This window comes from Paracidovorax wautersii (assembly GCF_900113035.1).
Taxonomy (GTDB): domain Bacteria; phylum Pseudomonadota; class Gammaproteobacteria; order Burkholderiales; family Burkholderiaceae_C; genus Paracidovorax; species Paracidovorax wautersii.
In genome coordinates this window covers 423,905-443,742 of the sequence record NZ_FONX01000003.1, presented here as the reverse complement: position 1 = coordinate 443,742, position 19,838 = coordinate 423,905, and the positions used below count along the sequence as shown (strand labels likewise).

Here is a 19,838-nt window from a genome sequence, read left to right as displayed (position 1 = left end):
GCCGCTTACTTTGGCCGTTAGGGAAGGTCTGCAAACCCCCGCCGCTGACTGGCGCGTGCAGTGAGCCGCAGGCAAGATGGCGAGCATGACGCAAGAGCGGCAGCAGATGCTGGGGTTCGATCCCCTGCCCAAGAAGACCCGCAAGGAGATCTTCCTTGAAGAGATGAACCGGGTGGTGCCGTGGGCGGCGCTGGTGGCACTGATCCAGCCGCATGCGCGCGGCGTCCACCAAGCCCTGGGTGGACGCCCTCCAACGTCAACGATGTCACTCAGGCTGCACGACTGCTGCACGGGCAGGAGCAGGAGCAGGAAGCCTTTGGAGACGCGGGCTACCAGGGAGTGGACAGGCGGCCCGAAGCCCGGGGCCTGAAGGTGAGATGGCACATTGCCATGCGCCCGGGCAAACGAGTCGCGCTGGACAGGAGCCGACCACTGGCCCAGGCCATCGAGCGGGTCGAGCAGATCAAGGCCAGCATCCGGGCGAAGGTGGAGCACCCGTTCCGGGTGATCAAGCAGCAGTTCGATCACGCCAAAGTGCGCTACCGGGGCCTGGCCAAGAACACGGCGCGGCTGCAGGTGATGTTTGCGCTGGGCAATGTGTGGATGGCACGCCGGCAGTTGCTGGCGCTGCAGGCATGAGTGCGCCTGAAACGCACCCAGGGGCCGCTGTACGGGCCAAATCTGCCTGCTGGATGGGCCTTTCGCGCGGGAAATCAGGCTGATCTCGCACATCGCGAAAAATCACTCCGAGTCATCCGGCCACGGGGCGCTGGGAAGGGGTTTTGCAGACCTTCCTTAGTTACTCCTGTCGGAGGCCTCTAGTCGGCGCAAGCGCCAGAAAGCGCTCGACAGCCATACTTTCACCAAGCTGCTCAAATGCCAGTAAAGATGCCGGCCGCGGCCGCGGCGGCGGCTAGCCCTCTGCGCTTCATGCCGGATCTGCAGGTCTTCGCCCACCTGGATCTTCCAGCCTGTCAGGCGTAAGCGAGCACAGATGTCGAAGTCTTCCCCATACATGAAGAACCTCTTCTCGTCGAAGCCGGCAATATGCCGGTACGCCTCGCTGCGAAAAAGCATGAATAGGCCCGGCACCCAGGCCGGTCGGGGAGGGCGTCGGTAGCGCTGGTGGTTGCGCGTGAGGATTTCCAGCGGAGTGAGGAGCGCGCGGTGCTGCTCGGGTTCGAGCTTGCCTGGCTCTCGGACGCGAGGTGTGAGTAGTCCCGCGTCCGGCGTGGCCTGGGTCAGCAAGGGTGCCAGTACATCGCAGTCGAAACGGATGTCGGGGTTCAGTACCAAGAACCAGGGCGTACGGCAGTGCTGGAATCCCTGGTTGTGATTAGCCCCGAATCCGTGGGGTGTGCTGTTCACGAGGCGCCTGATCGGAAAGCGCCAGGATGCCTCTTCGGCTTCGGTCAGGAGATCTGTTTCGGGGATGTTGAGGGTGAGTACGACTTCCGCCACCCACTGGTGGCTGTGGCGGTCCAACTGTTCCAGCAATGGACGGATCAGCGCCTGTTGGCCGTGACTCACGATGGAGACGGTAACGCTTTTAAGGTCTGGCTGTGTGTTGGTCATGATCTAATTTGTGTGGCTGTCTTGCCAGTCGGCAAGCTTTCGGGGCAAGTCGAAAGACCGATGCTTTATTTCTATCAAAGAGCAGCTTGCAACTGCTTTTCACTCACGACTGCATGATTGCCCTTATCGTTCTGAGCTTCTTGTGTGCGGCGCTCACGACTTTTTTTATTACGCGTGTAGCTCGTCGCCATGCGCGCCGTTACCGGCAGGACATGCCGCAGCGCTTCCATAGCGGTCATGTGCCTCGCATCGGCGGCCTGGGCATCTTCATCGGACTGGGTTGTGCGGTGCTGTTCGCGGCGTCGCCTATGGGGCAGCATTTGAACGTGAATCTGCCGTTCTGGTCTTCCCTGGCCGGTTTGCTGTGCATGGTACCGGCGGTGGGGGCCGGGTTGGTCGAGGATGTGACGCAAAAAGTGCCGGCCAAAGTCCGGTTGGGTTTGACGGCGCTGTCGGCCATGTTGCTGTGCGGTTTGCTGGGGCTTCAGACGAATCGCCTGGGCCTGGGGCCGGTGGATGCCTGGCTGCAGGTCAGCCCCTGGGCTGCCGCGGCCTTCGCCGTCATCGCGATTGCGGGCTTGCCGCATGCCTTCAACCTGATCGACGGCTACAACGGGCTGGCTGGGGTGGTGGCACTCATCATCAGTCTGGCGCTGGTCCACGTCGCGTTGCAGTTGGGGGATCGGCAATTGGCCGCCGCCCTGGTGTGCCTGGCTGGCGCGACGGCCGGCTTTCTGCTGTGGAACTACCCCAGGGGCAAGGTGTTCGCCGGAGATGGCGGGGCCTATGTCTGGGGGCTCGTCATCGCGGTGGGCTGCATCATGCTGGTGCAGCGCCATCCGGCCGTGTCGCCCTGGTTTCCGGTATTGCTGCTGATCTACCCCGTCGGGGAAACCTTCTTTTCCATCTATCGCAAGCTGGTGCGCGGCCAGTCGCCCGGCATGGCGGATGCGCTGCATCTGCACCAGCTGATCTTTCGGCGGATCGTCCGGGTGGCGCTGCAGGATGACGAGGCGCGTGAATTGCTCTCCCGCAACAACCGCACCTCGCCCTATCTCTGGATGTTCGCCGGCGCGTCGGTGGTGCCGGCGATGCTGTTCTGGCGCAACACCACGGTGCTGGTGATCTGCTGCCTGGTGTTCGCTGCGGCCTATGTGGGGGCGTATCTGATGATCATCCGCTTCAAGGTGCCGCGCTGGCTCAGGATGTAACGACTGCGCACCTACAATCGCGCCAGTTTTGTCTCAGGAACGTTCAACGCCATGTCCAACTCCACGGAACTCGACTTGTCTTCCATCGCGCCCCGCACCAAGGCCGAAATCCTGGCCCAGGCGCTGCCCTACATCCGCAAGTTCCATGGCAAGACCATGGTGATCAAGTACGGCGGCAACGCCATGACCGATCCGGCGCTGCAGGCGGACTTTGCCGAGGACGTGGTGCTGCTCAAGCTGGTGGGCATGAACCCGGTGGTGGTGCACGGCGGCGGGCCGCAGATCGAGACGGCGCTGAACCGCTTGGGCAAGAAGGGCGAGTTCATCCAGGGCATGCGCGTGACCGATGCCGAGACCATGGAGGTCGTCGAATGGGTGCTGGCCGGCGAGGTGCAGCAGGACATCGTGGGCCTCATCAACCAGGCCGGCGGCAAGGCCGTGGGCCTGACGGGGCGCGACGGCGGGATGATCCGTGCGCAGAAGCTGCGCATGGTGGACAACAAGGACCCGAGCATCGAGCACGACATCGGCCAGGTGGGCGACATCGTTTCCATCGACCCGAGCGTGGTCAAGGCGCTGCAGGACGACGCCTTCATCCCGGTCATCAGCCCGATCGGCTTCGGCGAGGACAACGAGAGCTACAACATCAACGCCGACGTGGTGGCCAGCAAGCTGGCGACGGTGCTGCAGGCCGAGAAGCTGGTGCTGCTCACCAACATTCCCGGCGTGCTGAACAAGGCGGGCGAGCTGCTGACCGACCTGACCTCGCGCGAGATCGATGCGCTTTTTGCCGACGGCACCATCTCCGGTGGCATGCTGCCCAAGATCGCCGGCGCGCTGGATGCGGCCAAGGCGGGCGTGAATGCCGTCCACATCATCGACGGCCGCGTGCCGCATGCCATGCTGCTCGAGATCCTGACCGAGCAGGCCTACGGCACGATGATCCGCAGCCACTGATCGAACGAAGCCGCGCAGCGTGCCATTCGCTTTCCAGGCCGCCGCCGCGGCTGTGACCCGCAGGGCCGGCCGCTGACATGCGCCTCCTGCTGGTCGAGGACGACGTCATGCTGGCCAGCGGCATCAAGCTGGGCCTGACGGACGCCGGCTATGCCGTGGACTGGGTGGGCAGCGGCGAGCGCGCCGAAGAGGTGCTGCTGGCCGAGTCCTTCGATGCGGCGGTGATCGACATCGGCCTGCCGGGCATGGACGGGCTGGAGCTCACGCGGCGGCTGCGCCGGCCCGAGATGGCGCACCCCTCCATGCCGGTGCTGATCCTGACGGCGCGCGATGCGCTGCACGACCGGGTCCAGGGGTTGGACCTGGGGGCTGACGACTACCTGGTCAAACCCTATGAATTGCCCGAGCTGCTGGCCCGGTTGCGCGCCTTGCTGCGCCGCTCGCAGGCCGCCACCACGTCGGTGCTGAGCTTCGGCCCGCTGGAGCTGGATGCGGCCCACCGCACGGCCAGCATTCGCGCGGCAGACGGAGTGGCTGGCCCAGGCGCTGCGCCGCCATGGCCCGGCATGCAGCATGGTGGGCCGGGGCCGGGAGTCCACGCGCTGGAGCTGGGGCCCCGCGAGTGGACGGTGCTCGAATACCTGATGATCCATGCGCCCAAGCCGGCCAGCAAGGACAAGCTGCTGCAGGCCCTGACCGGCTGGGACAAGGAGATCACGCCCAACGCCGTCGAGGTCTATGTCTCGCGCCTGCGCGGCAAGCTGGAGCCGCACGGCGTGGCGCTGCGCTCCATTCGCGGCTTCGGCTACCGGCTCGAACTGCGGCCTGCGTCGCCGCCGGGCTGATCGGGGCATGGCGCCGCGCCGCCCTGCGCTTTCACTGCCTGAACCCCCGTGACCTCCGACCTGCGCAACCGCCTGCTGCTGCTTCTGCTGGCGCCGCTGTGCCTGCTGGCGCTGGCGGGTGCCTGGCTGGACTACCGCTCCGCCGACGAAGCGGCCGGCCGCCACGACCAGCGGCTGATGCGGCTGCTGCCGGCGCTGGCCGACTCGATCCTGTCGCCCGCCATCACGGAGGAGGGCGAGCCCATGCTGCTGCTGGCGCCGCCCGTGGAGGAGTTCCTGCGCCAGAACAGCGGCGCCTCCGGCTTCAGCGTGCTGGACCTGAAAGGGCGCGTGCTGCTGGGCGACGACTGGCTGGGCAATGCCGTGCCCACCACGCAGGTGCCCGAGTTCCACAGCGTCGAGCACGACCGCGCGCTCTACCGGGTGGCGGTGCAGCGCAGTCACACGGGCGCCGGCGAGCTGGTGGTGGCGCTGGCCGACGGCTCCGACCCGCGCCAGCAGTGGGGCCGCCAGATGCTGCTGCGGGTGCTGCTGCCCAACCTGGCGCTGATCGCGGCTGCGGCGCTCGCCATCCACTGGGCCGTGCGGCGCGCCGTCAAGCCGCTGGTGGAGCTGGCCGAGGCCGTCGAGCGCCGTTCGCCGCGTGACCTGAGCCCCATCGACGAGGCCGCGTCGCCGGCCGAAGTGCGCCCGCTGGTCGATTCGCTCAACCGCCTGTTCGCGCTGGTCAATGCGCAGGCCGAGAGCCAGCGCCGCTTCGTGGCGGATGCCGCCCACCAGCTGCGCACGCCGCTGGCGGGCCTGCAGGCGCAGGTCGAGGCCTGGGCGCTGGCGGCTCGGGGCGGTGCGGCGGGCGCTGCCGGCGCGCAACCGTCTGGTTTGATGCCGAATATGGCCTCTGCGCTTGTCCCGCTTGCGCAAGGTGCTATTGTTTTGGGAGCGGAGGAGATCGAGAAACTGCTCCAGGCCACGCGGCGCACGTCCAAGCTGGCGCACCAGCTGCTGGCCCTGTCGCGGGCCGATGCGCGCAGCCTCGATGCGCTGGCGCCCCAGTCCGTCGATCTGAAAGCGCTGTGCGAAAGCCTGCTGGAGGACTTTCTCGACGCGGCCACCGCCAAGGGGCTGGACCTGGGGCTGGAGGCCGCGCCGGCCCGCACCCAGGGGCACGGCTGGCTGCTGCGCGAGCTGCTCTCCAACTTGGTGGACAACGCCATCCAATACACGCCCTGCGGCGGCACCGTCACCCTGCGCTGCGGCATGGAGGCCGGCCGCGCCTTCCTGCAGGTGGAAGACGACGGCCCGGGCGTTCCCGGTGCCGAGCGGGCGCGGGTCATGCAGCGCTTCTACCGCCTGCCGGGCTCGGCCGGGGAGGGCACAGGCCTGGGTCTGCCGATCGCCGACGAAATCGCGCGCGCCCATCAGGCCGAGCTGGCACTGGGCCAGGGCGCGCACGGCCGGGGGCTGCTGGTTTCCGTGCATTTCGCCGCTTGAGCGCAGCCGCCTGGGCTGGCGGAAAGCCCTGTCAAAACGCTGTGCGAGAATGATTCGCACACACCCGCAGGCCATGCCCGATATCCCCAACGATTCCGCTGCCTTCGACGGCGCAGCCACCGAGTCCGCTGCGCCCGCGGGCGTGGATGAGGCCGCATCGCCCGCGGCGGCTCCTGCAGGGGCCCGCCGCCGCCCCAAGCCGGGTGAGCGCCGCCTGCAGATCCTGCAGGCCCTGGCCGGCATGCTGGAGCAGCCCGGCGCGGAGCGCATCACCACCGCTGCGCTGGCCGCCCGCCTGGATGTGAGCGAGGCGGCCCTCTACCGCCACTTCGCCAGCAAGGCCCAGATGTTCGAGGGGCTGATCGACTTCATCGAGGAAAGCATCTTCACGCGCGTGCAGCAGATCACCCAGGGCCTGCAGGTGCCGGTGCCGGCCGGCGCGGGCAGCGGCGAGGCCGCACCGGGCGAGGAGGGCGCGCAGTGCGCGGCCCGCATCTGCGCCCTGGTGCTGCAGTTCGGCGCGCGCAACCCCGGCATGGTGCGGGTGATGGTGGGCGATGCGCTGGTGCTGGAAAACGACCGCCTGCTGCAGCGCATGAACCAGTTTTTCGACCGCATCGAATCGTCGCTGCGGCAATGCCTGCGCCCGGCGGCGGACGCCGCCGGCTCAGCCACGCCCACGGCGGAGGCGCAGGTGCGCGCCGCCGCGCTCTGCGACCTGCTGCGTGGGCGGCTGCAGCGCTATGCCCGCACGGATTTCCGCCGCTCGCCCGTGGAGCAGCTGGAGGCCACGCTGCAGCTGTGGCTGGGGCCTCTCCACGCCGCTTCCGCCCGCTGACGCGGCGGCTAGGGGTTTTCCCGCGCATCTCCCCATGGGCCCTCAAGGGCTATCGCCGATCCGGGTTTTTCATGCAAAATAGCACGATCGTTCGTTTTATTTTCCATGACTGACACGTCCGCTCCCCACAAACCCGTCCGCGCCGCGGCGCGGGAAGGCCGTGCGCTCCAGAAGGGGCAGCAGACCAAGGCCGTCATCGTCGAGGCGGCGCTGGGCCTGGCCACCCACATCGGGCTCGAAGGCTTGTCCATCGGCGCGCTGGCCGACGTCACGGGCATGAGCAAGTCCGGCGTCTTCGCCCATTTCGGCTCGCGCGAGGAACTGCAGATCTCCGTGATCCGCGAATACCACGTGCGCTTCGAGCAGGAGGTTTTCTACCCTGCGATGAACGCCCCGCGCGGCGTGGCGCGGCTGCGCGCCATGTTCGACCACTGGATGCAGCGCACCTCCATCGAGATCGATTCCGGCTGCATCTACATCAGCGGCGCGGTGGAGTTCGACGACCGCGCCGGCCCGGTGCGCGACGCGCTCGCGAGTTCCGTGCTGACCTGGCTGGCGGCCATGAAGCGCGCCATCGAGCAGGCCAAGGAACTGGGCCAGCTGCGCGCCGACGTGAGCCCCGATCAGATGCTGTTCGAGATCCACGGCCTGATCCTGGCGCTGCACTACGAAGCGCGCTTCCTGCAGACGCCCGGCTCCATCGACCGGGCCAATGCCGGCTTCGACAACATCCTGGCGCGCTACGGCGAGCCTGATTCCGGCAGTAGCGGCGGCGGTTGAACCCGCCCGCACTGCCTTCCGTGTTCCACCCATCGGTCGCTTCGACACCGTTCGTTTCCCCTTCCAGCCTTTTGAGGAGCCCACATGCCCAGCTACACGCCTCCCCTGCGCGACATGCAATTCGTGATGCACGAGGTCTTCCGCGTCTCCGACGAGTTCAAGGCCATGCCCAAGCATGCCGAGGTCGATGAAGACACCATCAACGCCGTGCTGGAAGAGGCCGGCAAGTTCGCCGCCGGCGTGGCCTTCCCGCTCAACATCTCGGGCGACGAAGAGGGCTGCACGCTGGACAAGCAGACGCACGAAGTGACCACGCCCAAGGGTTTCAAGGAAGCCTACGCGCAGTACGTCGAAGGCGGCTGGGCGGCGCTGTCGTGCGACCCCGAATACGGCGGCCAGGGCCTGCCCTTCGTGGTCAACCAGTGCCTCTACGAAATGCTCAACAGCGCCAACCAGGCCTGGACCATGTACCCGGGCCTCTCGCACGGCGCCTATGAAGCGCTGCTGGCGCACGGCACCGACGAGCAGAAAAAGACCTATCTGCCCAAGCTGGTGAGCGGCGAGTGGACCGGCACCATGTGCCTGACCGAACCCCACTGCGGCACCGATCTGGGCATGCTGCGCACCAAGGCCGAGCCCGTGGCCGGCGCACCCGAAGGCACCTACCGGATCACCGGCAACAAGATCTTCATCAGCGCCGGCGAGCACGACTTCACCGAGAACATCGTCCACCTGGTGCTGGCCCGCCTGCCCGACGCGCCCAAGGGCAGCAAGGGCATCAGCCTGTTCGTGGTGCCCAAGTACCACGTCAACGCCGATGGTTCGCTGGGCGAGCGCAACCCGATCTTCTGCGCCGGCCTGGAGCACAAGATGGGCATCCACGGCAACGCCACCGCCCAGATCGCCATCGACGGCGCCATCGGCACCCTGGTGGGCCAGCCGCACAAGGGCCTGCAGGCCATGTTCGTGATGATGAACGCGGCCCGCCTGGGCGTGGGCAACCAGTCTCTGGGGCTGACCGAAGTGGCCTTCCAGAACGCGCTGGCCTACGCCAAGGACCGCATCCAGATGCGCAGCCTCTCGGGCACCAAGGCCAAGGACAAGGACGCCGATCCGATCATCGTCCACCCCGACGTGCGCAAGATGCTGCTCACGGCCAAGGCCTATGCCGAAGGCGCCCGCGCGCTGCAGATCTACTGCACGCTGCTGCTGGACAAGGCCCACAGCCACCCGGACGAGAAGGTGCGCAAGGACTCGGACGAGCTGGTCGCGCTGCTGACCCCCATCGTCAAGGCCTTCATCACCGACAACGGCCACATCTCCACCAACGCCTGCATGCAGGTCTTCGGCGGCCACGGCTTCATCAAGGAATGGGGCATGGAGCAGTTCGTGCGGGACAACCGCATCAACATGATCTATGAAGGCACCAACACCATCCAGTCGCTGGACCTGCTGGGCCGCAAGGTGCTGGGCAACAACGGCGCCACGCTCAAGAAGCTGGGCAAGCTGGTCGCCAGGCTGGTGGAGGAAGAGGGCGTGAACGAGAAGATGGCCGAGTTCATCAACCCCGTGGCCTACCTGGGCGACCAGATGACCAAGTTCACCACCGAGATCGGCTTCAAGGGCTTCCAGAACCCCGACGAAGTGGGCGCCGCCGCCGTCGATTACCTGCGCGTGGCCGGCCACTTGGTGTTCGGCTACCTGTTCGCCCGCATGGCCCAGGTGGCGCTGCGCGAGATCGCGGCCGCGGAAAAGGAAGGCAAGCCGACCGACCCGTTCTACCAGGCCAAGCTGCAGACGGCGCGCTTCTACTTCGCCAAGCTGTTCCCCGAGACGGCCACGCTGATGCGCACCGCGCGTGCCGGCGCCAAGCCGCTGATGGACACCGACGCCGCGCTGGCCTGATCCGGGCGCCCGCCCCGCCGTTTATCAACGTTTTTGCCAAGGAGCCCTTATGAATAAAGCGCTAGCAGCTATCTTTTGTGTAGCAACCGCCGCCCCCGTCTGGGCCCAGGTGACGCCCGTGGGCACCTGGCGCAGCATCGACGACAAGACCGGCGAGGCCAAGGCCCAGATCCGCATCGGCGAAGCCGCCGGCGCGCTGACCGGGCGCATCGAGAAGTCGCTCAAGAAAGACACCGCCCCCGACGCCACCTGCGTGGAATGCACCGATGACCGCAAGGGCCAGCCCATCGCCGGCCTGGAGATCATCCGCGGCGGCAGGAAGGCCGACGCCAAGGACGTGTGGGAGGGCGGCAAGATCCTCGACCCCGAGAACGGCAAGGAATACCGCGCCAGCTTCACGCCCATCGAGGGCGGCGCCAAGCTGGAAGTGCGCGGCTATCTGGGGCCCTTCTGGCGCACGCAGGTCTGGCAGCGCGTGCAGTAACCCATTCGACAAGAAACCACCATGTCCCGATTCCAAGTGAAGAAAGTCGCCGTGCTCGGCGCAGGCGTGATGGGCGCGCAGATCGCCGCCCACCTCGCCAATGTGAAGGTGCCCGTGGTGCTGTTCGACCTGCCAGCCAAGGAGGGTCCGAAGAACGGCATCGTCACCAAGGCCATCGAAGGGCTCAAGAAGCTCAAGCCCGCGCCGCTGGGCGTGGCCGAAGACGCCGCGCTGATCGGCCAGGCCAACTACGAAGAGCACCTGGACCAGCTGCGCGAATGCGACCTCATCATCGAGGCCATCGCCGAGCGCATGGACTGGAAGCTCGACCTCTACAAGAAGATCGCGCCCTTCGTCGCGCCGCAGGCCATCGTGGCCTCCAACACCTCGGGCCTGTCGATCACCAAGCTCTCCGAGGCGCTGCCCGACGCCATCAAGCCGCGCTTTTGCGGCATCCACTTCTTCAACCCGCCGCGCTACATGACGCTGGTGGAGCTGATCGACACGCCCACCACCCAGCCCGCCGTGCTCGACCAGCTCGAAGCCTTCGTCACGAGCGGCCTGGGCAAGGGCGTGGTGCGCGCGCACGACACGCCCAACTTCATCGCCAACCGCGTCGGCATCGCCGGCATGCTGGCCACGATGAAGGAGGTGGAGAACTTCGGCCTCACCTACGACGTGGTGGACGATCTCACCGGCAAGAAGCTGGGCCGCGCGTCCAGCGGCACCTTCCGCACCGCCGACGTGGTGGGCCTGGACACCATGGCCCACGTCATCAAGACGCTGCAGGACAACCTGACGGAAGAGACCGATCCGTTCTACGGCAGCTTCGGCACGCCCGAAGTGCTGAACAAGCTGATCGAGATGAAGCACCTGGGCCAGAAGTCCAAGGCCGGCTTCTACAAGAAGGTGGGCCGCGACATCCTGCGCTTCGACCTCGCCGAAGGCGACTACGTGCCCGGCGGCCAGAAGGCCGACGAGGTCTATGGCCGCATGCTCAAGAAGCCCGCCGCCGAACGCCTGAAGCTGCTGCGCAATGCCGAGGGCGCGCAGGGGCGCTTCCTGTGGGCCATCCTGCGCAACAGCTTCCACTACGCCGCCGTGCACCTGGCCACCATCGCCGACAACGCGCGCGACGTGGACCAGGCCATGCGCTGGGGCTTCGGCATGAAGCAGGGCCCGTTCGAGCTCTGGCAGGAAGCCGGCTGGCTCGACGTGGCGAAGATGATCCAGGAGGATATCGACGCAGGCAAGGCGCTCAGCAAGGCGCCGCTGCCCGAGTGGGTCTTCAAGGGCCCGGTGGCCGAGGCCGGCGGCGTGCACACCGCCGAAGGCTCGTGGAGCGCGTCGAAGCAGAAGTTCGTTCCGCGCCGCCAGCTGCCCGTCTATGAGCGCCAGCACTTCCCCGAACGCCTGCTGGGCGAAACCAGCCTGCCCGACTGGCGCACGGCCGGCACCACGGTCGCCGAATCCGATGCGCTGCGCACCTGGACGCTGGACGGCAAGGTGCTCATCGCCAGCATCCGAAGCAAGATGCACGCGATCAGTCCCGACGTGATGGAGGGCCTGGTCGAAGCCATCGACACCGCCGAGCGCGAATACGACGGCCTGGTGATCTGGTCCGGCGACGCGCCCTTCAGCGTGGGTGCCGACCTGCAGGCCACCATGCCCGCCTTCGTCGTGGCCGGCATCTCCGCCATCGAAAGCGTGGAGCAGGAACTGCAGAACCTGATGCTGCGCCTGCGCTATGCCCAGGTGCCGGTCATCTCGGCCATCCACGGCATGGCGCTGGGCGGTGGCTGCGAGCTGGCCGTGTATTCGGCACGCCGCGTGGCCCACATGGAAAGCTACATCGGCCTGGTCGAAGTCGGCGTGGGCCTGGTGCCCGGTGCCGGCGGCCTGACCTACATCGCCCGCCGCGCGGCCGAGAACGCCGCCGCTTCCACCGGCAAGGACCTGCTGCCCTTCCTGACCGAAGGCTTCACCGCCGCCGCCATGGCCAAGGTGGGCACGAGCGCGCTGGAATCGAAGAAGCTCGGCTACCTGCTGGAAAGCGACATCGTCGTGCCGCACAAGGACGAGGTGCTGTTCGTCGCGCTCAACGAGGCGAAGGCCATGGCCGCCAGCGGCTGGCGCGCGCCGAACAAGCGCCTCTTCCCGGTGGCCGGGCGCAGCGGCATTGCCACCATCCGCGGCTCGCTGGTCAACATGCGCGACGGCGGCTTCATCAGCGACCACGACCAGCACATCGCCACCCTGATCGCCGAGATCGTCTGCGGCGGCGACGTGGATGCCGGCACGCTGGTGAGCGAGGAATACCTGATGGCGCTGGAGCGCAAGGCCTTCTGCGCCCTCATCCAGCACCCCAAGACGCAGGAACGCATCCTGGGCATGCTGAGCACCGGCAAGCCGGTGCGCAACTGAAGCCCCGCCGCTCGCCGCCATGACGACCACCACCGACATCGCCCCCAACCGCATGCAGCTGCAACTGCAGCAGGTGGACGAATTCCCCCGGCTGCTGCGCCCCTGGGTGCGCAACCTCGTGCTGCGCCGCGCCGTGCCGTTCACCCGCACGGCGCGCGTGGAGTTCGTGGAGATGTCGCCCAGCCGGGTGGAAGTGCGCCTCGGCAACGAGCCCCGCGTGCGCAACCACATCGGCGGCATCCATGCCTCGGCCATGAACCTGCTGGCCGAGACGGCCACGGGCATGGCCGTGGGGCTGAACGTGCGCGACGACTGCCTGCCGCTGGCCAAGGACATGAAGATGGCCTTCCGTAAGCGCGCTACCGGCGCCCTGCGCGCCGTGGCGGTGCTGAGCGACGCGCAGCGCGCAGCCATGCAGGCGAGCGACAGGGGCGAGATGCAGGTGCAGGTCACCGTGACGGACGAGGCCGGCGTGGAGCCGGTGGAGTGCGAATTCACGTGGGCCTGGGTGCCCTCCAGCCGCCCCGCAAGGTGAGCGCCGGCGAGCCACCGAACCCACCCACAAGATTGACAGACTGACCGATCGACGGATCGCTTGAAGGAGCCTTCTCCATGGCAAAACAACTGCAGGACGCCTACATCGTCGCCGCCACGCGCACGCCCATCGGCAAGTCGCACCGCGGCTATTTCCGCAACACCCGCCCCGACGACCTGCTGGCCACGACCCTGAAGGCCGCGCTGGCCCAGGTGCCGGGGCTGGACCCGGCCTCCATCGAGGACATCATCTGCGGCTGCGCCATCCCCGAAGGCGCGCAGGGCCTGAACGTGGCGCGCATCGGCGCCGTGCTGGCCGGCCTGCCCACCAGCGTGGGCGGCATCACCGTCAACCGCTTCTGCGCCTCGGGCCTTTCGGCCGTGCAGATGGCGGCCGACCGCATCCGCGTGGGCGAGGCCGAGGTGATGATCGCCGCCGGCGTCGAAAGCATGAGCATGGTGCCCATGATGGGCAACACGCCCTCGCTCTCGCCCAGCATCTTCGCCAAGGACGGCGACGTGGGCATCGCCTACGGCATGGGCCTCACGGCCGAGAAGGTCGCCCAGCAGTGGAAGGTGAGCCGCGAGGACCAGGACGCCTTCGCGCTGCAGTCGCACCAGAAGGCGCTGGCCGCGCAGCAGGCCGGCGAATTCACCGACGAGATCACGCCGATCGAGGTGACCGACCGCACGGCCGACCTCGCCACCGGCGAGACCATCGCCAAGACCCGCACCGTGACGCTGGACGAGGGCGCCCGCCCCGACACCAGCCTGGAAGGCCTGGCCAAGCTCAAGACCGTGTTCGCCGCGCGCGGCTCGGTCACGGCCGGCAACAGCTCGCAGACCAGCGACGGCGCGGGCGCGCTCATCCTGGCCAGCGAATCGGCCGTCAAGCGCTTCGGCCTCACGCCGCTGGCGCGCTTCGTCAGCTTCGCCAGCAAGGGCGTGCCGCCCAGCATCATGGGCATCGGCCCCATCGAGGCGATCCCGGCCGCTTTGCGCTACGCCGGCCTGCAGCATGGCGACATCGACTGGTTCGAGCTGAACGAAGCCTTCGCCGCGCAGTCCCTGGCCGTCATCCGCCAACTGGGCCTGGACCCGGCCAAGGTCAACCCCATGGGCGGCGCCATCGCCCTGGGCCACCCGCTGGGCGCCACGGGCGCCATCCGCGCCGCCACGGTGGTGCATGCACTGCGCCGCAAGAACCTCAAGTACGGCATGGTCACCATGTGCGTGGGCATGGGGCAGGGCGCCGCCGGCATCTTCGAGCGGGTGTGAGTCCATCCCCCTGAGCGGCTGTGCCGCTTTCTCCCCCTCTCTTGCGCTGGCGCGCGGGAAGGGGGACGGCGCCAGCGGGCGGGCGAAGCCCGTTCCCGGCGTCTGCTGGCGAAGTCCGGCTGAACCCTTCGCAGAGCACACAGTCGCGGGCACGACGGCGCACCGCTTTCAACCACGGCACACTCATCCACCATGACCGATGCTCTGCACCCCTTCGACGACGCCATCGCGCTGGAGCCAGCCGGTGCCCACCGCTACGCCGGCCGCACCACGCCGGCCTACTGGAACATGGTGGGGCCGTTCGGCGGCATCACGGCCGCCACGCTGCTGCAGGCCATCATGCAGCACCCCGACCGTCTCGGCGAGCCGCTGTCGCTCACGGTGAACTATGCCGGCGCGGTGGCCGAGGGCCCGTTCACCGTGCAGGCCGTGCCGGTGCGCACCAACCGCTCCACCCAGCACTGGACCCTCTCCATCACCCAGCCCGGGCCCGACGGCGAGCCCGTGACGGCCACCACCGCCACGGCCGTCACGGCCGCGCGCCGCGACACCTGGAGCGACAGCGACACCCCCATGCCCGCCGCCCCTGCGCCGGACACGCTGGAGCCCCTGGGCCCGGGCCTGGGCACCGCCTGGCTGGACCGCTACGATCTGCGCCCCGTGGCGGGCAATATGCCGCAGCGCTGGGACGGCAGCCGGGGCGAAGGCACGCTCACGCAGCTCTGGATGCGCGACGCGCCCGCGCGGCCGCTCGACTTCTGCGCGCTCGCGGCGCTGGCCGACGTGTTCTACCCGCGCGTCTGGCTGCGCCGCGCGCTGCGCGTGCCGGCCGGCACCGTCTCGCTCACGGTGTATTTCCATGCCGGCAGCGCGCAGCTGCAGGCCAGCGGCGCCGGCCACGTGCTGGGCCAGGCCCGCGCGCAGGAATTCCGCAACGGTTTCTTCGACCAGACCGCGCAGTTGTGGAACCATGGCGGCACGTTGCTGGCGACCAGCCACCAGATCGTCTATTACAAGGAATGATGCGGCGCCCCCCACCCAGCCGCAGCACGCAAGAAAGGACCTCCGCATGACCGATTCCACCGCCACCGCATCCCCGCAGGCCGAAGGCGCCTCGCAGGACATCCTGATCCACACCGAAGCCGGCATCACCACCATCACCTTCAACCGGCTGGACAAGAAGAACTCCATCACCCGCGCCATGTACGCGACCCTGGCCGACGCCCTCGACGCCGCTGCGCAGGACCCGGCCGTGCGCGTGGTCGTGCTGCAGGGCGACGTGGCCATCTTCAGCGCGGGCAACGACATCGGCGACTTCCTGGAGCAAAAGCCTTCGGCGCAGGATTCGCCCGTGTTCCGCTTCCTGCGCGGCATCGCCACCTTCCCCAAGCCCGTGGTCGCCGCCGTCTGCGGCCCGGCCGTGGGCATCGGCACCACCATGCTGTTCCATTGCGACCTGGTCTATGCGGGCGACAACGCCGCGTTCTCCATGCCCTTCGTGAACCTCGGCCTGTGCCCCGAGGCGGCCTCCAGCCTGCTGGTGCCGCGCATGTTCGGCTACCACCGCGCGGCCGAGGCGCTGCTGCTGGGCGAGCCCTTCATGGCCGAGGCCGCGCTGGAAGTGGGCCTGGTCAACCGCGTGGTGCCGCCCACCGAGTGCAACATGGTCGCCCAGACCCAGGCCCGCAAGCTCGCCGCCAAGCCGCTCAGCTCGCTGATCGAGACCAAGCGCCTCATGAAGGGCGCCGGCCAGGCCGCCGTGCTCGAGCGCATCGCCCATGAAGGCGAGAGCTTCGGCCGCATGCTCACCCAGCCCGCCGCCCGCGAAGCCTTCACCGCGTTCATGGAAAAACGGCGTCCTGATTTCAGCGCCTGCTGAAATCAGGGGCTACCGCGAGGTAGCGTGCCGCGTAGCGGCGCAGAGGTTTTCGTCAAAAACGGCGCCCTGATTTCAGCGCCTGCTGAAATCAGGGGCTACCGTCAGGTAGCGTGCCGCGTAGCGGCCCAGAGGTTTTCGTCAAAAACGGCGCCCTGATTTCAGCGCCTGCTGAAATCAGGGGCTACCGCCAGGTAGCGTGCCGCGCAGCGGCGCAGAGGTTTTCGTTAAAAACGGCGCCCTGATTTCAGCGCCTGCTGAAACCGGCCTTCGGCTCTCGGCCTTGGGCCGAGGTGCCGGGGAGCGCTGCGCTCCACCATCCGGGATGCCCGCTGTGTGCCGCTGCAAACCCTGCAAGCGCATGCAACGAACGAGGGGTTTCGTTACCGTTATTGCCGGATGCGGGGATATTTCCCGCAGCAGCCCTCCTAGCATGGCCTCTCTTTTCAAGGAGATCTGATGGCCGTGCAAAACCCGTTCTTTGGCAAGCGTGAACCCGACGCATTCCAGCCCCGCCAATCCAACTCCGTGCTGGGGGGCGCGACCACCCCGGGCACCCTGAATCCCGCCGCCGGCGCCAGTGCCGCCGGCAAGCCCCTTACGGCCAGCCCCGCCGCGACGGCGGCATCGGCCGTCACCGAGGGCGCCGGCAGCAAGCTCACCGTGGGCCCGAACATCAAGCTCAAGGGCGTGGAGATCACCGACTGCGACACGCTGGTGGTCGAGGGCACGGTCGAAGCCACGATGGATTCGCGCGTGATCCACATCGCCGAGCAGGGCGCGTTCCGCGGATCGGCCGAGATCGACATCGCCGAGATCCATGGCGAGTTCGACGGCACCCTCACCGTGCGCCAGAAGCTGGTGATCTACAGCACCGGCAAGGTCACGGGCAAGATCCGCTACGGCAAGGTGGTGATCGAAGAAGGCGGCCAGCTCTCGGGCGAGATCGAGGCGGGCATGAGCGCCAGCCGCAGCAGCAGCGCAAGCAGCGCGCCGGCCTATACCGCGCCACGCAACGAAACGCCGGCCCTCGCTGCGGCCTGAGCGGCAGCTGCGGCGGGCCCGCCCGGGCGCCGCAGCTCGATGGCTTTCCACCGGGCGCGCTCTCGCTGCCCGGTTTCCGTTTCACTCCATCAACCAGCCAATCAATTAATTCATCAATTAATCCAGCAATCCCTCGTGCGCTGACTCACTCCGTGGTCAGCGTTCCGTCCGCCGCGTCGTCTTCCGCACGCGGCGGGATCGGCCGGGGCCGGCCGGAGGCGTCGATGGCCACATAGGTCAGGCGCGCCTCGGTGACCTTCAGGTACTTGCCCTGGGTGGCGAAGCGTTCGGCATAGACCTCGACTTCCACCGTCACCGATGTGCGGCCGATGCGCTGCACGCTCGCGTAGAACGAGAGGATGTCGCCCACCCGCACCGGCTGCTTGAAGACGAATTCGTTCACCGCCACCGTGGCCATGCGGCCCTGCACGTAGCGCGCGGGAAGCACCGATCCGGCGAGATCCACCTGCGCCATCACCCAGCCGCCGAAGATGTCGCCGTTGGCGTTGCAGTCGCCGGGCATGGGGATGACCTTGAGCACCAGTTCCTTGTCTGCGGGCAGGGTGGTCAGCATGGCAGGCGCACGCGCTGCGGCACGCGCGGGGCTGGGGGATTCGGTCATGGGCACAATCTCGGTAAAAACAACAACCGGAATTGTCCCTCATGCGCCCCCACGGCGAATCTGCAGCCCACCTCCGCCCGGCCGCCTCGGCCCCGGCGTCCCTCTCCGCTTCGCCACGCTCCGACTGGGGCACCATCGCCCGGCTGCTGCCCTATCTCTGGGATTACAAGTGGCGCGTGGCCGCCGCGCTGGCCTTCGTCTTCATCGCCAAGAGCGCCAACGTGGGCGTGCCGCTGCTGCTCAAGCACCTGGTCGATGCGATGACGATCCCGCCCGGCAGCCCCGCCGCCGTGGTGGCCGTGCCCATGGCGCTGATCGTGGCCTATGGGCTGCTGCGGCTCTCCACCTCGGTGTTCACCGAACTGCGCGAGCTGGTCTTCGCCAAGGCCACGCAGGGCGCGGCGCGCGCCATCGCGCTGCAGACCTTCGAGCATCTGCACGCGCTCTCGCTGCGCTTCCACCTGGAGCGGCAGACCGGCGGCATGACGCGCGACATCGAGCGCGGCATGAGCAGCATCCAGTCGCTGATCTCGTTCACGCTGTTCAACATCGGCGCCACGCTGGTGGAAGTGTTCATGGTGCTCACCGTGCTGGCCGTGCGCTTCGATGCGGGCTTCGCCTGGATCACGCTGGCGGCGCTGGCCTGCTACATCGCCTTCACCGTGAGCGTGACCGAATGGCGCACGCACTTCCGCCGGCAGGCCAACGAATTCGACTCGGCCGCGCATTCCAAGGCCATCGATTCGCTGCTGAACTACGAGACGGTGAAGTACTTCAACAACGAAGCCTTCGAGGCGCAGCGCTACGACGAGAGCCTGCAGCGCCTGCGCCGCGCGCGCCTCAAGAGCCAGAACTCGCTGTCGCTGCTCAACACCGGCCAGCAGCTCATCATCGCCACCGGGCTGGTCGCCATGCTCTGGCGCGCGGCCCAGGGCGTGGCCGACGGGCGCATGACGGTGGGCGACCTGGTCATGGTCAACGCCTTCATGATCCAGCTCTACATCCCGCTCAACTTCCTGGGCGTGATCTACCGCGAGATCAAGCAGAGCCTGACCGATCTGGACAAGATGTTCACGCTGATGGACCGCGAGCGCGAGGTTGCCGACGCCCCCGGCGCCGCACCGCTGCAGCTGGCGGGCCCGCCCGCCGTGCGTTTCGAAGGCGTCCGGTTCGCCTACGACCCGGCGCGGCCCATCCTGCGCGGCGTGAGCTTCGAGATCCCGGCCGGCCGGACGGTGGCGGTGGTGGGCCCCTCGGGCTCGGGCAAATCGACCCTGGCGCGGCTGCTCTACCGCTTCTACGACATCCAGGCCGGCGCCATCACCATCGGCGGGCAGGACCTGCGTGCCGTGACGCAGCACAGCGTGCGCCGCGCCATCGGCATCGTGCCGCAGGACACCGTGCTGTTCAACGACACCATCGCCTACAACATCGCCTACGGCCGGCCCGGCGCCACGCAGCAGGAGGTGCAGGCCGCCGCGCAGGCCGCGCGCATCCACGGCTTCATCGCCGCCACGCCGCAGGGCTACGCCACGCCGGTGGGCGAGCGCGGGCTCAAGCTCTCGGGCGGCGAGAAGCAGCGCGTGGCCATCGCCCGCACGCTGCTCAAGGACCCGCCCATCCTCATCTTCGACGAGGCCACCAGCGCGCTGGATTCGGCCAACGAACGTGCCATCCAGGCCGAGCTGAAAAGCGCCGCCGAAGGCAAGACCACGCTGCTCATCGCCCACCGCCTCTCCACCGTGGTCGATGCCCACGAGATCCTGGTGATGGACGCCGGCCAGATCGTGGAGCGCGGCACCCATGCCGAGCTGCTGGCCCGCGGCGGGCGCTACGCCAGCATGTGGGCGCTGCAGCAGAGCCATGGCGAAATCGCCGGCTAGCGCGCGACCCACCTGGGCAGTTTGCTATTGAATTGATAGTGATTGATTAATTGATTGATTGATTGATTGATCGATCGAATGGAAGACCGAC

17 protein-coding genes and 1 pseudogene are annotated in these 19,838 nt (G+C 67.8%); 16 read left to right on the top strand and 2 right to left on the bottom strand.

The features are described 5' to 3' along the window. Positions 1-243: 243 nt before the first annotated feature. A pseudogene (locus tag BM070_RS06950) lies at positions 244-639 on the top strand (transposase); the annotation flags it as partial. A 156-nt stretch (positions 640-795) separates the two neighbouring features. Here BM070_RS06950 and BM070_RS06945 read toward each other — a convergent pair. After that, the gene (locus BM070_RS06945) at positions 796-1,575 is read right to left on the bottom strand and encodes a glycosyltransferase (RefSeq protein ID WP_092938863.1); all 780 of its coding nucleotides are present in this window, start codon (positions 1,573-1,575) and stop codon (positions 796-798) included. A gap of 113 nt (positions 1,576-1,688) precedes the next feature. Here BM070_RS06945 and BM070_RS06940 point away from each other — a divergent pair, with 113 nt between their 5' ends. From BM070_RS06940 to BM070_RS06875, 14 genes are all read left to right on the top strand, one after another. Continuing rightward, positions 1,689-2,786, top strand: coding sequence for a glycosyltransferase family 4 protein (locus BM070_RS06940; protein ID WP_092938956.1), 1,098 nt, complete (start codon positions 1,689-1,691; stop codon positions 2,784-2,786). Between the two features lie 51 nt (positions 2,787-2,837). Further along, positions 2,838-3,743, top strand: a complete 906-nt coding sequence (gene argB, locus BM070_RS06935; RefSeq protein ID WP_092938861.1) for an acetylglutamate kinase — start codon at positions 2,838-2,840, stop codon at positions 3,741-3,743. A 77-nt stretch (positions 3,744-3,820) separates the two neighbouring features. Next, a complete protein-coding gene (locus tag BM070_RS06930) occupies positions 3,821-4,588 on the top strand; it encodes a response regulator (protein ID WP_092938858.1) in 768 nt (255 codons plus the stop codon). A 48-nt stretch (positions 4,589-4,636) separates the two neighbouring features. Continuing rightward, positions 4,637-6,079 (top strand): sensor histidine kinase, encoded by a 1,443-nt coding sequence (locus tag BM070_RS06925; protein WP_092938856.1) that lies wholly within the window; start codon positions 4,637-4,639, stop codon positions 6,077-6,079. A 73-nt stretch (positions 6,080-6,152) separates the two neighbouring features. Beyond that, the gene (slmA, locus tag BM070_RS06920; RefSeq protein WP_092938854.1) at positions 6,153-6,917 is read left to right on the top strand and encodes a nucleoid occlusion factor SlmA; all 765 of its coding nucleotides are present in this window, start codon (positions 6,153-6,155) and stop codon (positions 6,915-6,917) included. Between the two features lie 105 nt (positions 6,918-7,022). Further along, a complete protein-coding gene (locus BM070_RS06915) occupies positions 7,023-7,697 on the top strand; it encodes a TetR/AcrR family transcriptional regulator (protein ID WP_092938852.1) in 675 nt (224 codons plus the stop codon). Between the two features lie 84 nt (positions 7,698-7,781). Then, positions 7,782-9,602 carry an acyl-CoA dehydrogenase C-terminal domain-containing protein gene (locus BM070_RS06910; RefSeq protein WP_092938850.1) on the top strand — a complete coding sequence of 607 codons (1,821 nt, stop codon included), beginning with the start codon at positions 7,782-7,784 and terminating at the stop codon, positions 9,600-9,602. Positions 9,603-9,651: 49 nt separating this feature from the next. Then, entirely contained in the window at positions 9,652-10,086 is a 435-nt protein-coding gene (locus BM070_RS06905) for a DUF2147 domain-containing protein (protein WP_092938848.1), read from the top strand. A 21-nt stretch (positions 10,087-10,107) separates the two neighbouring features. Continuing rightward, positions 10,108-12,510, top strand: a complete 2,403-nt coding sequence (locus tag BM070_RS06900) for a 3-hydroxyacyl-CoA dehydrogenase/enoyl-CoA hydratase family protein (protein WP_092938846.1) — start codon at positions 10,108-10,110, stop codon at positions 12,508-12,510. A 19-nt stretch (positions 12,511-12,529) separates the two neighbouring features. After that, positions 12,530-13,045, top strand: coding sequence for a DUF4442 domain-containing protein (locus BM070_RS06895; protein ID WP_092938844.1), 516 nt, complete (start codon positions 12,530-12,532; stop codon positions 13,043-13,045). 77 nt (positions 13,046-13,122) lie between these two features. Then, positions 13,123-14,322, top strand: coding sequence for an acetyl-CoA C-acyltransferase (locus tag BM070_RS06890; protein WP_092938842.1), 1,200 nt, complete (start codon positions 13,123-13,125; stop codon positions 14,320-14,322). 192 nt (positions 14,323-14,514) lie between these two features. Continuing rightward, positions 14,515-15,345 (top strand): acyl-CoA thioesterase, encoded by an 831-nt coding sequence (locus tag BM070_RS06885; RefSeq protein WP_092938840.1) that lies wholly within the window; start codon positions 14,515-14,517, stop codon positions 15,343-15,345. Between the two features lie 46 nt (positions 15,346-15,391). Then, the gene (locus tag BM070_RS06880) at positions 15,392-16,201 is read left to right on the top strand and encodes an enoyl-CoA hydratase (protein ID WP_092938838.1); all 810 of its coding nucleotides are present in this window, start codon (positions 15,392-15,394) and stop codon (positions 16,199-16,201) included. A gap of 456 nt (positions 16,202-16,657) precedes the next feature. Further along, positions 16,658-17,242: a bactofilin family protein gene (locus BM070_RS06875; RefSeq protein ID WP_092938836.1), complete on the top strand. Its 585-nt coding sequence runs from the start codon at positions 16,658-16,660 to the stop codon at positions 17,240-17,242. A gap of 145 nt (positions 17,243-17,387) precedes the next feature. On the opposite strand, the gene BM070_RS06870 is transcribed toward BM070_RS06875, so the two are convergent. Then, positions 17,388-17,864: an acyl-CoA thioesterase gene (locus BM070_RS06870; RefSeq protein ID WP_245785126.1), complete on the bottom strand. Its 477-nt coding sequence runs from the start codon at positions 17,862-17,864 to the stop codon at positions 17,388-17,390. Positions 17,865-17,905: 41 nt separating this feature from the next. Between BM070_RS06870 and BM070_RS06865 the strand changes: the two genes are divergently transcribed. Continuing rightward, positions 17,906-19,747: an ABCB family ABC transporter ATP-binding protein/permease gene (locus BM070_RS06865; RefSeq protein ID WP_092938834.1), complete on the top strand. Its 1,842-nt coding sequence runs from the start codon at positions 17,906-17,908 to the stop codon at positions 19,745-19,747. The last annotated feature ends 91 nt before the right edge of the window (positions 19,748-19,838 follow it).